The organism is Micromonospora sp. NPDC049529 (genome assembly GCF_055586685.1).
The window spans coordinates 195148-209784 of record NZ_JBVJHT010000012.1 but is presented as its reverse complement, the minus strand read 5'-3'; the positions used below and the strand labels follow the sequence as shown (position 1 = coordinate 209784).

Annotated in this window: 13 protein-coding genes; 10 read left to right on the top strand and 3 right to left on the bottom strand. The window is 72.1% G+C overall.

All coding sequences use genetic code 11. From position 1 onward, the window contains the following. Window positions 1-27 precede the first annotated feature (27 nt). From ACZ6QQ_RS22655 to ACZ6QQ_RS22630, 6 genes are all read left to right on the top strand, one after another. A complete protein-coding gene (locus ACZ6QQ_RS22655) occupies window positions 28-1398 on the top strand; it encodes an NAD(P)/FAD-dependent oxidoreductase (protein ID WP_465878793.1) in 1371 nt (456 codons plus the stop codon). Window positions 1399-1462: 64 nt separating this feature from the next. Next, window positions 1463-2152: a class I SAM-dependent methyltransferase gene (locus ACZ6QQ_RS22650; RefSeq protein WP_465878791.1), complete on the top strand. Its 690-nt coding sequence runs from the start codon at window positions 1463-1465 to the stop codon at window positions 2150-2152. Beyond that, on the top strand, window positions 2149-3582 hold the full coding sequence (locus tag ACZ6QQ_RS22645) for a cytochrome P450 (RefSeq protein ID WP_465878789.1): 1434 nt from the start codon (window positions 2149-2151) through the stop codon (window positions 3580-3582). Before ACZ6QQ_RS22650 ends, ACZ6QQ_RS22645 begins: the two co-directional genes overlap by 4 nt. Window positions 3583-3597: 15 nt before the next feature. After that, window positions 3598-4593: a hypothetical protein gene (locus tag ACZ6QQ_RS22640; RefSeq protein WP_465878787.1), complete on the top strand. Its 996-nt coding sequence runs from the start codon at window positions 3598-3600 to the stop codon at window positions 4591-4593. A 55-nt stretch (window positions 4594-4648) separates the two neighbouring features. Beyond that, window positions 4649-5305 carry an SGNH/GDSL hydrolase family protein gene (locus ACZ6QQ_RS22635; protein WP_465878786.1) on the top strand — a complete coding sequence of 219 codons (657 nt, stop codon included), beginning with the start codon at window positions 4649-4651 and terminating at the stop codon, window positions 5303-5305. A gap of 84 nt (window positions 5306-5389) precedes the next feature. After that, window positions 5390-6805, top strand: coding sequence for a cytochrome P450 (locus tag ACZ6QQ_RS22630; protein WP_465878785.1), 1416 nt, complete (start codon window positions 5390-5392; stop codon window positions 6803-6805). Window positions 6806-6932: 127 nt separating this feature from the next. Here ACZ6QQ_RS22630 and ACZ6QQ_RS22625 read toward each other — a convergent pair whose 3' ends face one another. Further along, complete coding sequence (locus ACZ6QQ_RS22625; RefSeq protein ID WP_465878784.1) at window positions 6933-7139, bottom strand: hypothetical protein; 207 nt, start codon at window positions 7137-7139, stop codon at window positions 6933-6935. Window positions 7140-7390: 251 nt separating this feature from the next. Here ACZ6QQ_RS22625 and ACZ6QQ_RS22620 point away from each other — a divergent pair, with 251 nt between their 5' ends. Then, on the top strand, window positions 7391-8068 hold the full coding sequence (locus tag ACZ6QQ_RS22620; RefSeq protein ID WP_465878783.1) for a hypothetical protein: 678 nt from the start codon (window positions 7391-7393) through the stop codon (window positions 8066-8068). Between the two features lie 46 nt (window positions 8069-8114). Here the strand turns inward: ACZ6QQ_RS22620 and ACZ6QQ_RS22615 are convergent, their stop codons facing one another. Both ACZ6QQ_RS22615 and ACZ6QQ_RS22610 read right to left on the bottom strand, forming a co-directional pair. Beyond that, the gene (locus ACZ6QQ_RS22615; RefSeq protein ID WP_465878782.1) at window positions 8115-9815 is read right to left on the bottom strand and encodes a cholesterol oxidase substrate-binding domain-containing protein; all 1701 of its coding nucleotides are present in this window, start codon (window positions 9813-9815) and stop codon (window positions 8115-8117) included. A gap of 471 nt (window positions 9816-10286) precedes the next feature. Next, entirely contained in the window at window positions 10287-11612 is a 1326-nt protein-coding gene (locus ACZ6QQ_RS22610) for a D-alanyl-D-alanine carboxypeptidase family protein (RefSeq protein WP_465878781.1), read from the bottom strand. A gap of 184 nt (window positions 11613-11796) precedes the next feature. On the opposite strand from ACZ6QQ_RS22610, the gene ACZ6QQ_RS22605 reads away from it, so the two are divergent. The 3 genes from ACZ6QQ_RS22605 to pfkB all read left to right on the top strand — a co-directional run bounded on the left by ACZ6QQ_RS22605 (window position 11797) and on the right by pfkB (window position 14521). After that, entirely contained in the window at window positions 11797-12594 is a 798-nt protein-coding gene (locus tag ACZ6QQ_RS22605; RefSeq protein ID WP_465878780.1) for a class I SAM-dependent methyltransferase, read from the top strand. Between the two features lie 224 nt (window positions 12595-12818). Beyond that, window positions 12819-13580 (top strand): DeoR/GlpR family DNA-binding transcription regulator, encoded by a 762-nt coding sequence (locus ACZ6QQ_RS22600; protein WP_465878779.1) that lies wholly within the window; start codon window positions 12819-12821, stop codon window positions 13578-13580. Then, window positions 13577-14521 (top strand): 1-phosphofructokinase, encoded by a 945-nt coding sequence (gene pfkB / locus ACZ6QQ_RS22595; protein WP_465878778.1) that lies wholly within the window; start codon window positions 13577-13579, stop codon window positions 14519-14521. Before ACZ6QQ_RS22600 ends, pfkB begins: the two co-directional genes overlap by 4 nt. Window positions 14522-14637 lie beyond the last annotated feature (116 nt).

The window sequence follows — 14637 nt, the reverse complement described above, 5'->3', positions numbered from 1 at the left end:
GCCGCGGAGTGCGGCCGGGTGGCCGTCGTGACCGGTTCCCGAACGGCGTCGACACCGTGGCGCGCGGGCCCCACCGACCGGGGAGCCGAGCGGCTCGTCGGGCAGCTCACCGCCGACGTGGTGATCGTGGGCGCGGGCCTGGTCGGCCTCTCCGCCGCCCTGCACCTGCTCACCCGCGTACCGGGGTGCGACGTGCTCGTGGTCGACGCGGCGCACCCGGCCGCCGGCGCCAGCGGTCACGGCACGGGCCTGCTCGGCCCCCGCGTCGGACCACCGGTCGAGAAGGCCCGCCGCCGGTACGGCGACGCCACCGCCCGGCTGATGCACGAGGTCAGCACCCGCGCCGTCACCCGTACGCTGGAACTGGTCTCCGAGCTCGACATCGAGTGCGGGTTGCGCACCGGTACCCAGGCGGTGGTGGCCCGCGACCCGGCGACGGCCCGGACCCTGCTGCGCCGTGGCCGGTCCTATCGGGAACTCGGCCTCGACGTGCCGGCGCTGTCCCCGGCTGAGCTGGACGGGATCGTGCGACCCGCCTACCGTCGCGGGGCGGACGCAGGATCGGCGCTGCGCTGGCGGGCCGGGCTCGCGTACCGGCCGGCGGCGACACTGGACCCGGCGGCGCTGACCGGAGGGTTGGCCGCCGCCGTGACCAGGGCCGGCGCCCGGCTGCACGGCGACAGCCGGGTGTCGCGGGTGGTGCCGGACCGGCACCGGGTCCGGCTGGAGCTTCCCGGCGCCGTCATCCGCGCCGAACGCGTCCTGCTGGCCGTCAACGGCTACGCGGACCTGCTGGAACTGCCGGCGGCGGCGAGTCCCGGCACGCTGCTGCCGATGCAGGTGCACGCGGTGGCGACCGCGCCGCTGGCCGAACCGGTGCTCGACGACTGGGCGGTCGTCGAGGCCGGCGAGATGGCGCCGTACTTCCGGATGACGGCCGACCGGCGGCTGGTCGTCGGTGGCGGGCGGGCGGTGCTGACCCCGGGCGCCGGGGTCGACACCCGGGCGCGGGACCGGGCCTGGGCGTTCCTGACCGGCTGGCTGCGTGCCCTGCATCCCCGGCTGCGCGAGACACCGGTCGAGCACCGCTGGTCGGGGCGGATCTCGCTGACCTCCGACGGGCTGCCGGTGGTCGGCCGGATCGCCGACGGGATCTGGTTCGCCGGTGGCTGCTGCGGCCACGGACTGGCGATGGGCGTCGCCACCGGCGCGTACCTGGCCGATCGGCTCGGCGACGCGGCGGACGGCGCCACCGGCCTGCCCTGGCACCGCTCGCGGGCGCCCTGGCTGCCGGTGCACGGCCCGGCCCGGCCCCTGCTCAAGGCGTACCTGGCGGTGCTGGCGGCGCGGGCGGAGGTCCGGCCGGGGCTCGTACCGGCCAACCGCACGGATCGATGACCGGACGGCCGCGAGGGTCGGCCGGCGCGGGCGCGTAACAGCAGACGGAGAGGGGATTCCACGGGTGACGAAAGCTGTGATGGGCATGATCCACAAACCGCTGGAACTGGTGGAGGAGAACTTCAGGAAACCCACCGGGCTCGCCGGACGGCTGATCGGTCACCTGATGACCGTCCAGCACCGCACGCTCACCGAATGGACCATCGAGCGGATGGCGATCGGTGACACCGACGACGTCCTCGACATCGGCTGCGGCAGCGGCATGGCGGTCGGACTGATGGCGGCCAGGGCCCGACGCGGCACCGTGACCGGCCTGGACTACTCGCCCGAGATGGTGACGCTGGCGACCAGACGCAACCGGGCGGCCGTCCGCGCCGGGCGGGTCCGGGTCCTGCGCGGTGACGCGATGGCGCTGCCGTTCCCCGACGCCTCCTTCGACCAGGTGAGCGCCATCGAGACCTTCTACTTCTGGCCCGACGCGCGCAACGGGCTGGCCCAGGCCCACCGGGTACTGCGACCGGGCGGGCAGGTGGTGGTGACCCTGGAGATGAGCCGCGAGGCGTCCGGCACCCCGTCCCTGGTGCAGCGCTACTTCGGCCGGCGGTTCACCGAACGGTCGGCGCGCGAGGGGTTGCGCATCGTCTCCGGCGCGGACCTGACCGGGATGCTCACCGAGGCCGGCTTCCGCGACGCCGTCTTCATCGCCGAACCCACCCGATCGTTGGGCTGGGTCTGCGCGACGGCCCGCAAATGACGGCGGCGGCTCCACCGGGGCCCGCCCCGGCCAGGAGACGGGCCGACGCCGCCCACCGCACCGGCGGGCTACCGGTGCCCGGCGTACGCGGGCTGCCGCTGCTCGGCAGCGTCAACGACTTCCGGACCGACATCCTCGCCGCGATGCGGGCCGGTTTCGACGCGCACGGTGACCTGGTCGCGTACCGGCTCGGGCCGGTCACCGTCTACGGGGTGTCCAGCCCGGAACTGGCCGGCGAGGCGCTGACCGACGCGGCCCGCTTCGGCAAGCTCGGCGCCGACAACCCGTTGCGCCTGGTGCTCGGCACCGGCCTGCTCACCAGCTCCGACCACGACAGCTGGATGCGCAACCGCCGGATGATGCAGCCGCTCTACACCCGGGCGAAGATCGCCGAAATGTACGACACCATGCGCGCCAGCACCGACGAGTGGCTGGCCCACCTGGCCCGCGAGTACCGCCCCGGCGACCAGCTCGATCTGCACAGGGAGCTGATGCGGGTCACCCTGGACATCGTCAGCCGTGCCATGTTCAGCACCAACGTCCTCGACGACCTGGACACCATCGGCCCGCACGCGGTCGACATCGCGGTCAACTACGCCTTCCAGCGCCTACAGAACCCGTTCAGCCCGCCGGTCTCCTGGCCGACACCCGGCAACCGTCGGTTCCGGCGGGTGATGGCGTCGATCGACGACCTGATGTACCGCCTGATCAGTGAACGTCGCGCCGCCGGTGTCGGCGACGCCGACCTGCTGGACGCGCTGCTGACCTGCCGGGACGCCGACACCGGCGAGGCGATGACCGACCGGGAGCTGCGCGACGAGATCATCACCACCTTCGCCGCCGGCCACGAGACCACCGCCATCACCCTCACCTGGACGTTCTACCTGCTCTCCCAACATCCGCGGGTGCTGCGCCGGTTGCAGGAGGAGGTGGACGGCGTCCTGCACGGGCGTATCCCCACGCTGGAGGACCTGCCGGCGCTGCCGTACACGCTTCGGGTCTTCGAGGAGGCGATGCGGCTGTACCCGTCGGCGCCGATCGTGCCGCGACTGGCCAACCACGACACCACGCTGGGCGGGCACCATCTGCCCGCCGGAGCGCGGGTGCTGGTCAACCTCGTCAACATCCAGCGCCACCCCGACCACTGGGCGGACCCGGAGCGCTTCGACCCCGACCGGTTCGAACCGGCGGCCCGCAAGGGCTGGCACCGGTACGCGTACCTGCCGTTCGGTGCCGGTCCGCACCTGTGCATCGGCAGGCACTTCGCGCTGATGGAGGCGCAACTGCTGCTCGCCGCGACCGTCGCCCGCTACGAACTGCGTCACCTGCCCTCGCACCGGGTGGTGCAGCACGCCACGATCACGCTACGACCCCGGTACGGCATGGAGATGACGATGCACCCCCGCCGGCGTCCGACCGTCGCCAGATAGGCAGGAACGAACACGATGACCGACGAGCGGCTGTCCTTCACCCAGTACACCCCCGGCCAGCGGGAGGGCCACTACGAGAGCTTCTACCAGCGCGGCAACCATCCCACCCGACCGCTGGCGTTCTGGATCCGGTACACCATCTTCAGCCCGAAGGGCCGGCCCGAGGCGGCCATCGGCGAGCTGTGGTCGATCTTCTTCGACGGTGAGACCGGCGAGCACGTGGCGACCAAGGAGGAGCACCCGTTCGCCGACACCGCCTGGGCGCGGGACGCCTTCCAGGTGCGGATCGGCGACCGGGTGCTCTCACCCGGCCGGCTGCGGGGCGAGGCGAGCAGTTCCGGCAACACCATCGGCTGGGACCTGAAGTACACCGGCGGGCAGGAACCGGTCTACCTGCTGCCCAGGTCGATGTACTCGGGCGGCTTTCCCAAGGCCAAGAGCCTGGTCGGCGCCCCGCTGAGCAGCTACAGCGGCACCCTGACCGTCAACGGCACGCAGATCGGGATCGACGACTGGGTCGGCAGCCAGAACCACAACTGGGGCAGCCAGCACACCGACTACTACGCGTTCGGCCAGGTCGCCGGCTTCGACGACGCCCCGGACACCTTCCTGGAGGTGATCACCGCGCAGACGAGGGTCGGTCCGATCAGGACCCCGTTCATGACCCTGCTGGTGCTGCGCCACAACGGCCGCGAGTACACGCTGAACTCGCCGAACACCGCCCGGAAGGCCAAGGGCCGGTTCGGCTACTTCGACTGGGACTTCGCCACCGGCAACGACGACGTACGGATCGAGGGCCGGATCAGCGCGCCGAGGCAGGCGTTCGTCGGGCTGAACTACTACAACCCGCCCGGCGGCATCAAGCACTGCCTGAACACGAAGATCGGGTCGTGCGAGCTGACCGTCACCGACCGGGGCACCGGCACCGTCGACACGCTGCGCGCCTCCCACCGGGCGCTGTTCGAGATCCTCACCGACGACCGTGAACACGGCGTCGAGATCCGGGCCTGAGGACAACCACGCCGGTTCTGCTCCCGAGCGCCGACCGACGACGAGGAACGACACGATGGACGAGCGGAACGACCCGTACCTCATCACCGACGACGAGGCCCGCCGACTGCTCGCGGCCGCGCCCTGGCGGCGGTTCCTGGTGCTCGGTGACAGCATCGCCGAGGGTCTGGGGGAGCCGTCGCCCGGCTACGCCGACCTGACCTGGTTCGAACGGGTCCGGCGGGTGCTCGGCGTCGCCCAACCGGAACTCGAACTGCTCAACCTGGCCCGCCGCGACCTGCGGGCGGCCGCCGTCGTCGCCGAACAGTTGCCGGCCGGGCTCGCCTTCGCACCGGACCTCGCGGTTGTCGTCGCCGGTGGCAACGACCTGTTCGGCCGGGCCTTCGACGCCGATGCCGTCGAAGCCGAGCTCGACACAATCGTCGCCGGGCTGACCGGCATCGGCGCCACGGTGGTGCTGGTGACCCTGATGGACATCGTCCGGGCGGTGCCGCAGTTGGCCGGTGGGGCGATGGAGCGGCTGCCGGTCCTCAACGACCGCATCCGGGCCGTGGCACTGCGGCACGGCGCGCTGGTGCTGGACGCCTTCGCCCACCCGATGTGCGCCGACCGTGACGTCTACAGCGCCGACTTCAAGCACCCGACCGGACGCGGGCACGCCATCCTCGCCACCGAGACGCTCCGGGTGCTCGCCACCCGTGTCCACGGCTGACGACATGGGCGCCCGGCACGACAGCAACGTGACACCGGGCGTCGCGGCCGACGCCCGGCCGGCGAACGAAGGGGATCCGATGCCATGACCACCACCGATCCGAGGCCGATGACCAGCACCGCGGCGCCACGGCTGCGGGAGCGGATTCCGGCGGTCAGCCATCTGCGGGCCTTCATCCGCGACCCGCTGGCGCTCTTCGACGGCATGCACGCCTCGCACGGCGACGTGGTCGAGTTCTTCATGGCCGGCGACCGGTGGGTGCTGCTGAGCCATCCCGAGGACATCGAACGCGTGCACCTGGAGACGACCCGGGGATTCCGCAAGGGCTACCAGGAGTACAAGAAGATCGGTTACGTCTTCCGGCACACCCTCGGCAACGGACTGGTGACCAGCGAGGGCAGCTTCTGGCGTACGCAGCGTCGGCTGGCGCAGCCGGCCTTCCACGGCCGGCGGATCCGTGGTTACGCCGACGTGATGGTCTCCTACACCCAACAGATGATCGACAAGTGGGAGCCCGGCCAGGACTTCGACATGCGCATCCTGATGGGTGGGCTGACCCAGCGGGTCGCCGCCATGTCGTTCTTCGGCACGGACACCGAGGCCGAGTCGTCGCGGGCCAGCAAGGCCCTCGACAAGATCATGCTGGGTTTCAACGCGGAACTGGCCAGCATGGTGCTGGAACGGTTGCCCGCCTTCGTACCGACACCGAACCGGCGGCGGGTCGACTCGGCCATCGCCGACTTCGACGCCGTGGTGGCGGAGTTCGTCCGCAACCGGCGCGAGGCGCCCGAGGGCACGCACTCGGACCTGCTGGCCATGCTGGTCGAGGCGCGCGACGACGACGGCACCCAGATGACCGACCAGCAGCTGCGCGACGAACTGGTCACCATGTACGTCGCCGCGCAGGAGACCACCACCAGCACCCTGGCCTGGATCTGGTACTTCCTCGGCCGGCGGCCCGACCTCGCCCGACGCGTCTACGACGAGGTCGACGCGGTGTTCGAGGGCACCAGCCCGACCCCGGAGAAGTTGCCGCAGCTGAAACTGCTGCGGGCCGTGGTCGACGAGGTGCTGCGGCTGTACCCGCCGGCCTGGCGGGTGTTCCGGGTGCCGGACGAGGACGTGGAGTTCCGCGGCTTCCGGGTGAAGGCCGGCACCATGGTCGCCATGAGCCAGTGGGTGACCCACCGCGACCCGCGCTGGTTCGACCGGCCGACCGAGTTCGACCCGGACCGGTGGCTCGACGGGCGCACGGCCAAACTGCCGAAGTACGCCTACTGGCCGTTCGGCGGCGGCCCCCGGGTCTGCATCGGGACCGGTTTCGCGTTGATGGAGATCGTGCTGATCGCGGCCACCATCGCCCAGCGGCTGCGGTACACCCTGCTGGACACCGAGGTGACGCCGTACCCCATGATCACGCTGCGGCCGGATCCGGGCGTCCGGGTGCGGGTCGAGTCGATCGCCGACGCGCCGCCGCCGGCCGCCGACCCCGCCGGCTGACAGCCGGGGCGGCGCGGACGACCCGACGGCATCCCGGTCGAGTGGACGACAGGCGGCCCGGCAGCGTGCCGGGCTGCCTATCCACCGGGGGTCATGGGAGCGCCGAGGCGCCGGTCCAGGGTGTTGGTCAGGAAGGTGGTCGGTGGCGGCGGCCCGCCGGTGACCTCGGCGCCAGGGCGGTCGCCGGATCGGTGGTACGCAGCAGGGCGTCGCTCCAACCGTCCTGGTCCCAGAAGTTGTCCGCCGCGTCCACCCGGTCACCGAGGGCGGCTTCCCGTTCGTTGCCGACGGCGAGATTCCGGCGCAGGAGACCTCGGTGCGCAACTCTGACCACTCGGGACTCCGATCCCTAGGACCCTGGCCCGCCGTACCGGACCAGGGTCCTAGGATGCATAGCGGGTGTGCGCACCACCGCTGAGACCACAGCCGCCGGTCGACAACCGTGGCAGGACCACGCGAGCGCCGCAACGACCGGAGGTCGCCGCAGGCCCGGGGAGGGCCTCGGCTAGCATTGCCGCTGCTGTGGCGGCTGCTGAGACGGGGCGATACATGCGGTGGTTCCGGTCCTTGCTGGGTAGGCGGCAGGTGCAGCATGATCCCGCCCAGCAGCAGGCACTGCTGGCGGACGTCCGGCACCGCTTCGGCGCTTCCGCGCAGGTCCGGTTCGCCGACCAGGTCGGTGCGGTCATCCAGTTGCTCGACGGTGACGACGGCCTGTTCGTGGCGGCCAGGATCATGCGCGAGGTTGCCGACGAGGCCAATGCGGAGCTTCTCGCCCAGGCCTACGACCTGCATCGTCGTACCGGCTATCGGGTCGTGGTCGACCGCCGCAACTATCGGCCACTGTGGCGGGAGGCCGGGGCGGAGTTGCGCTGGCCGCTGTTCGCGCTGCCGTGCGGCTTCCACCCGTACGCGCAGGTGGCGGCAGCCGCCACGGTCCTCGGTGCCGGGGCGTCCCGGTTCGCGCGGGTGACCGATCCGGAGCCGCTGCTGGCCCACGTGTTCGAGGTGCTCGACCTCACTACGGCCGGCTGGGAGTACGGCCGGGTCCGGGTGGACAGCGACGGCGCGGCGCTGGCCAATCGGCTGATCGTGACCGCTCAACAGATTCGCGCGGTGATGGAGAAGCCGCCGCCGCTGCCGCCCCCGGTTCGTGAACTGATGCGGCGCAACAACAGCGTCGAGGTGTACCACCCCGCCGACAACCGGGTGGTCGGCGTGATCAATCTGGGCGCGGAGATGCGGCCGGCCCTGCTGGTCTGAGACCCCCGGAGTGCACTCCGGACGCGGGCCGGCCGCCGATCGGCGATCAGGACGGGCGCGGTAGCAACTGGTCGAGGAACGGGTTGCTGAACAACCGGTGCGGGTCGTACGCGTCGAGGTCCGTGATCGCCCGGTCCCAGGTCGGGTCGGGTCCCTGCCGGTAGGTGTCGGGCACCGTCCCGGCCAGCATCGACGGCTCGGCCCAGGCGGCGGTGTCGGTGTACCCCCAGCCCTTCGACCACTCGACCCGGCAACCGGCGTACGCACCGGTGTAGGTGGCGAAGAAGAACTGCTCCATCTCCCGGTAGAACCGGTGGGCACCGGGCGCGCTCGGGAAGGTGAGTACGTCGAACCAGACGACCACGTCCCACTCGGGGTGGTCGGCCCGGGGCCGTGCGGCGGAGAGCGCCGGTGGTTGCGCCCCGGGTACGCCGACGTCCCCGGCCCGGTCCAGTCCGGCGACCCGGATCTCCACCTGGCCGGTCACCGGGAACTCGCCGCGTGCCCGGTAGGCGGCGAGCTGCCGCTCGTAGAAGGCGGCGAACTCGCTGACCACCCGCTGGATCGAGCCGCGGCTGGTGTGCACCGCGTAGCCGTTCGCGTGTTCCCGCAACGTCGTGGGTTTGACGTAGAGCAGCAGGTTCTTCGACGGTCCCCACAGGTCGGTGGCGAGGGTGGCGGTCAGGCCGGTGGCGGCGGTCGTGAACTGCACCTGCCCGAACGTCGGCGCGAGTGCCCAGGCGCCGCCCAGTAGTTGTTCGGCGAGCAGGGCGACCGGCTCCGGGACGTTGTCCGAGAAGACGTAGTTGTAGGGCGTGACCACGGGGCGGGACAGCAGTGGGCGGTGCGGGCTGACGCTCCAGACCTTGAGCCAGGGGTGGGTGGTGAAGGCGAACCAGATCGCCTCGACCCGTCCGGCGGCGGCGACGAAGCTGGCCAGCGTACGTTGGGCGCCGCTGCCGGGCGGGGCGAAAAGTTCCGTGGCGGGAATGTCGACGGTGCTGACGCAGCGGAGGTTCTGGTTGGCCCCGACCCGCAACGTCACCTCGGTGAGGAACGCGCGGCCGACGTGGGTGAGCAGGGCGGTGCAGGCCGGATCGGCGCGGTCGAAGGTCCGTAGGACGTACGCGCCGCTGGCGGTGTCCCACACGACGGCGGTGACCGAGAGGATCAGGTTGCTCAGTGAGCCGTAGGTGTGTCCCGGCGCGAGGGTCTCACCGTCGGCCGGTACCGACGTGCCGTGGCCGTTGATGGCGAGGACCCCGCCGACGGTCAGCTCACCGGGTGCCGGGGTGTTCGTCACGCCCAGGCCGTGCTGCTCCAGGAAGCCGAGCAGGTCCTCCATCGACGCGCCGGTCTGTACCCGGACCGCCGCCGGTGCGGTCGAGACGATCGCCATCGCGGTCAGTTCCCGGGTCGTGTCGACCAGGATGACCCGGTCCGTGGCGGTCCCGTCGGGTACGGTCAGCGGTGACCAGGTGTGCCGGTAGCCGCGTGGGCGGACGGTGAACCCCTGGGCGTGTGCCCAGTTCACGACGGCGACCACGTCGGCCGCCGAGTGGGGGACACAGGTCCACAGGCCGGCGGTCCGGATCTCGCCCGCCCAGTTCCGGTAGGTCTCCCGGTACACCGCGATGCCGGCGGGGAAGCCGGGTGGTGCCGAGCGGTCCGTGGTCGTCGTCGTCCAGAGCGGGCCGAGCGCCGTGACGGCTGACGCCTCCAGGAAACCGCGTCGGGTAAGGGTCATCGTGGTCCTCTCTACGCTGGTCCGGGTCGGTGTGTCGGGCCACGTCTACCCTCCGCCGTGCCGGCCGAACCGGGCTGCTGGTATCGATCATTGTCCCTGCCCAATCCGACAACCGCGACACCGTCGCCCCCGGGCGCAGGTGATGCTGGATCGCGTCGCGGACGTCCCTGAAGGTGATCCCATGTCGGGCACACCGGCGCGGGGCGCAGCTGATCGGTGCGCCGGTCGTAACCACGACCGGCCACGAATGGGCGGACCCCGTTGGGTGGATCCGATCGAGGAACGGCCCCGGTCCGCGTGGACGCGGATCGGGGCCGTTCGATTTTCACGCCCCGTGGGCGCGGTGACGTACGTCCGGGGTGCGTCCCCGTCGGTCGCGACCGTGGGCGGAGCGAGCGGGCTTCTGCCGGCCCGGTGATCCGATGATCCCGCCGACGCGGCGGCGCCGGGCCGCGAATCCCGGCCCCGCGCTCAGCCGGGCACTGATCCGCCCGAATGCGGGTCGCCGCCGACCTCCGGTTGGTCGACCCCGGCCCGTCGACGGCGGACCCGTCGCGACAGGAGCAGGGCCAGCACCAACGCGCCGAGTACGACGACCGGGGACCCGGCCATCAGCAGCCCTCCGGACCGGGATCGCTGGTCGTCGCGCCGGGCGCCGGCGGTTCCGGCGGCCTGCGCCGGGACCGGTGCCTGCTGCGCCTGCGCGTTGAGCTGTCCTCGGGTGACGAGTTGACCGACGCTCGCGCTCGCGGGCAGAGCGAATCCCCAGTCGAGCAGTGCGGCGCCCTGCTGCCAGCCGGCGAGCGGCGCCGTCTCCGCGCCGAGCAGGGTGACCAGTAGCGTACGGCCGTTCCGTTCGGCGGCGCCGACGAAGCTGTGCCGGGCCAGATCGGTGTAGCCGGTCTTGCCGCCCAGCGCGCCGGGGTAGCGGTGCAGCAGCTGGTTGTCGTTCCAGATCGGGTAGCCCTTCGTGTTGTCTGCCGCCTGGGCGGGTACCTGGGCGATCTTCGTCGCCGCGTACCGCCGGAAGTCGTCGCGGGCGAAGCAGGCGCGGGCGATCAGCGCCACGTCGTACGCGCTGGTGTACTGGCCGGGTCCGTCCAGGCCGGACGGCGTGGCGGCATGCGTCTGGTACGCGCCGAGCTGCCTGGCCTCGCTGTTCATCGCCGCGACACCGCCGGCCATCCCGCCCGGCCCGCCACCGAGTCGGGCCAGTACGTTCGCGGCGTCGTTGCCCGAGTTGAGCAACAGCCCCAGCCAGAGTGTCTCGACCGAGTACCGGCCGCGCTCGACCAACCCCACCGCCGAGCTGCCCGGTTCGAAGTCGAGGTCCGACCCGGTCACCTCGATCATGCCGGCCGGATCGAGCTGCGGCATCACCGCCGCCGCCAGTAGCAGTTTCTGCACGCTGGCCGGTACGCCGTACTGGTGCGGACCGCAGCCGCCGAGCACCGCGCCGCTGTCCAGGTCGGCCACCAGCCACGAGGTCGCGCTGACCCGTGGTGGCGCCGCCGTGGCGGGCGGGGTCACCAGGCCCGGAGTTGCCAGCCCGGCCCCACCGACCGTTGCGTGGGCCGGATCGAGCGGCGGCGGCGCGGGCCGGACCGGCCGGGCCACCGGTGGCGTCGGTGCCGGGCAGGGGCGGTCCGCTGTACCCGCTCCCGCCGTGGTCGGCGACCCCGCTGTGCTCCGTCCCGCCGCCGCGGCCGGCCCCGCAGCAGGGGCTCCGACTGTTGTCACCGATGGCAGCGCCAGTACGGCACTGGTTACTCCGAGTACCAGCAACCCTCGGGTCATACTCCGGATCGTAACCTCGGCCACTCGTACGGGTGACGGGTTCCGGCGGGAACGGAAGCGCCCTTCACGTATCCCGGCGGGCGGTCCGTGCCCGGCCGCGAGGCTCCGGTTTCCCCGGACGGGACGCGGTGGCCAGGGGGTTAATGGCTTGCCGATCCCCGGTAGCGGTTCCACGATCGGTGCCATGCTCAGATCAGAGATCATGGATTACTACCGGCGCGGCGGCGAGCGGAACCGCCTCGCTGACGGGCGGGGCCGGCTGGAGTACCTGCGTACCTGGGACGTGCTGACCAGGGTGCTGCCCGGGGCACCGGCCGAGGTGCTGGACGTCGGCGGCGCGACCGGCGTGTACGCCGGGCCGTTGGCCGAGGCGGGTTACCGGGTGCTGGTGGTCGACCCCGTCCCGGAGCACGTCGCCGAGGCGGCGTCCCGTCCCGGTGTGACGGCCGTGCTCGGTGACGCGCGCGAGTTGCCCGCCGCCGACGGGAGCGCCGACGCGGTGTTGCTCCTCGGGCCGCTGTACCACCTGCTCGACCGGGACCAGCGGGTCTCGGCGTGGCGTGAGGCGGCTCGGGTGGTCCGACCCGGTGGCGTGGTGGTGGCGGCGATGATCTCGCGCTGGGCGTCGATGTTCGACGGTTTCGTGCACGGCTTCTACGACGACCCGCGGTTCCGTGGCCTGGTCGAGCGCGTCCTGGTGGACGGGGTGCACGGCAACGTCGACCCGGAGTCGACGTTCTTCATCAGCGCGTACTTTCACCATCCGGACGAGGTGGCCGGCGAGGTGGCGGAGTCCGGTCTGCTGGTCGATCGGCTGGTCGCGGTCGAGGGCCCGCTCTGGCAGTCCGGCCCCCGGCTGGACGAGATCCTCGCCGATCCGGACCGGACGGATCTGATGTTGGAGATGCTGCGGCGGGTCGAGCAGGAGCGGAGCCTGCTCGGAGCGAGCAGTCACCTGCTCGCGGTGGCCCGCCGCCCGTAGCCGTCCGCGTACGTCCGGGTCGTCCACCGTCGACGGTGGACGCGTTCTGTCATTCCGGACCCGGCTAGAAACCCACACAACCAAACACATCGGTGGGGTGATATGTCCAGGATTACCTGGATCGGGCCCTGGAAATGACGAGAAAGTTACGGGCACGTGTTGACTGCCCACAGATACGGGCGTAAACAAAGGCAAAGCCAACACGAGCAAGCGGGTGAACACAGATGTACGCCGAGGAACGCCAGCAGGAGATCCTGCGCACCGCCCGGGCGGACGGGCGCGTGGACGTGATGGCGCTGGCCGAGGGCATGAACGTGACCGCCGAGACGATCCGCCGGGACCTGACCGTGCTGGAGCGGGCTGGCATGCTCCGCCGGGTGCACGGCGGGGCGATCCCGGTGGAGCGGATCGGTTTCGAGCCCGCGCTCGCCACCCGGGACGCCGTACTGATCGCCGAGAAGGAGCGGATCGCCAAGGCTGCCCTGGCCGAGGTGCCGCAGGAGGGGGCGATCATCCTCGACGCCGGGACCACCACCGCCCGGCTGGCCCAACTGCTGCCCACCGACCGTGAACTGACCGTGGTGGTGAACTCGCCGGTCCTCGCCGCGACGCTCGGGCCACGGCCGAACATCAGCGTGCTGCTGCTCGGTGGCCGGGTTCGGGGCAAGACCCTGGCCACGGTCGACGACTGGGCGTTGCGCCCGCTCGCCGAGATGTACGTCGACGTGGCCTTCATGGGTACCAACGGCTGTTCGGTCGAGCGGGGGATGACCACGCCGGACCCGGCGGAGGCGGCGGTGAAACGGGCGATGATCGCTGCGGCCCGCCGGGTGGTGCTGCTCGCCGACCACACGAAGATCGGCAACGACTACCTGGCCCGGTTCGGTACCCTCGCCGACCTCGACCTGCTGATCACCGACAGCCGGCTCGACGAGGAGTTGGCCGACGAGGTCGAGGCCGTGGGCGTACGGGTGGTCCGGGCATGATCGTCACTGTCACCCTCAACCCCAGCCTGGACCGGGCGATGGAGATCGGCGCGCTGGTCCGGGGCGAGGTGATCCGGGCCGCGTCCGCACATCTCGACCCCGGTGGCAAGGGGGTCAACGTCTCCCGGGCGCTGCTGGCCAACGGGGTGGCGTCGCGGGCCGTGGTGCCGTGCGGCGGCGACGAGGGCGCGCAACTCGTCTCGCTGCTGCGGGCCGAGGGAGTCGACCTGGTCACGGTGCCGATTGCCGGGCGTACCAGGTCGAACATCACGCTCGCCGAGCCGGACGGCACCGTGACGAAGATCAACGAGTCCGGGCCGGTGCTCGCGGCGGACGAGTTCGCGGCGGTCACCGACGCGGTGCTGGCCGCCGCCGTCTCCGCCCGATGGGTGGTGGCCTGCGGCAGCGTGCCGCCCGGCCTGCCGGCGCGGGCGTTCGGTGAGCTCTGCGCCCGGCTGGTCGCCGCCGGGGTCCGGCTCGCGGTCGACACCAGCGGCCCGGCGTTGCGGGCGGCCGCCCGGGCCGGCGCGGCCCTGGTCAAGCCGAACCGGGACGAGCTCGCCGAAGCGGTCGGCACCCCGCTGCGGTCGCTCGGCGACGTGGTCGAGGCCGCCGAGCGGCTGCGCGGCTGGGGAGCCGGCACGGTCCTGGCCAGCCTCGGCGCCGACGGCGCGGTGCTGGTCGACGACGACGGAGTGGTCACCGGTGAGTCACCGGTCGCGCTGCCGCGCAGCACCGTCGGCGCCGGAGACGCGCTGCTGGCCGGTTTCCTGGCCGCCGGGGCGCACGGATCCGAGGCGCTGGCCGAGGGCCTGGCCTGGGGTGCGGCGGCGGTCAGCCTGCCCGGCAGCCGGATGCCCGGCCCGGACGACCTGCACCGGCACACCGTACGGCTGCATCCCCGGCCGGACCTGGTGCGGCCGCTGATCGCCCGGGGATGACGCGGCCATGGCCACCCGCGCACCCACCGGCACGCAGACCACGGGGTACGGCCACAGACCCGGAACCTCCGGGATGACAGACGAACACACCCGCGCCCCGGCGCGCGCCATCCGCT

Excerpts from the sequence above, each read along its gene's own strand:
- ACZ6QQ_RS22645 (WP_465878789.1), top strand. The coding sequence starts at position 2,149 with ATGACGGCGGCGGCTCCACCGGGGCCCGCCCCGGCCAGGAGACGGGCC.
- ACZ6QQ_RS22640 (WP_465878787.1), top strand. The coding sequence starts at position 3,598 with ATGACCGACGAGCGGCTGTCCTTCACCCAGTACACCCCCGGCCAGCGG.
- ACZ6QQ_RS22635 (WP_465878786.1), top strand. The coding sequence starts at position 4,649 with ATGGACGAGCGGAACGACCCGTACCTCATCACCGACGACGAGGCCCGC.
- ACZ6QQ_RS22630 (WP_465878785.1), top strand. The coding sequence starts at position 5,390 with ATGACCACCACCGATCCGAGGCCGATGACCAGCACCGCGGCGCCACGG.
- ACZ6QQ_RS22615 (WP_465878782.1), bottom strand. The coding sequence starts at position 9,815 with ATGACCCTTACCCGACGCGGTTTCCTGGAGGCGTCAGCCGTCACGGCG.
- ACZ6QQ_RS22610 (WP_465878781.1), bottom strand. The coding sequence starts at position 11,612 with ATGACCCGAGGGTTGCTGGTACTCGGAGTAACCAGTGCCGTACTGGCG.
- ACZ6QQ_RS22605 (WP_465878780.1), top strand. The coding sequence starts at position 11,797 with ATGCTCAGATCAGAGATCATGGATTACTACCGGCGCGGCGGCGAGCGG.
- ACZ6QQ_RS22600 (WP_465878779.1), top strand. The coding sequence starts at position 12,819 with ATGTACGCCGAGGAACGCCAGCAGGAGATCCTGCGCACCGCCCGGGCG.
- pfkB (WP_465878778.1), top strand. The coding sequence starts at position 13,577 with ATGATCGTCACTGTCACCCTCAACCCCAGCCTGGACCGGGCGATGGAG.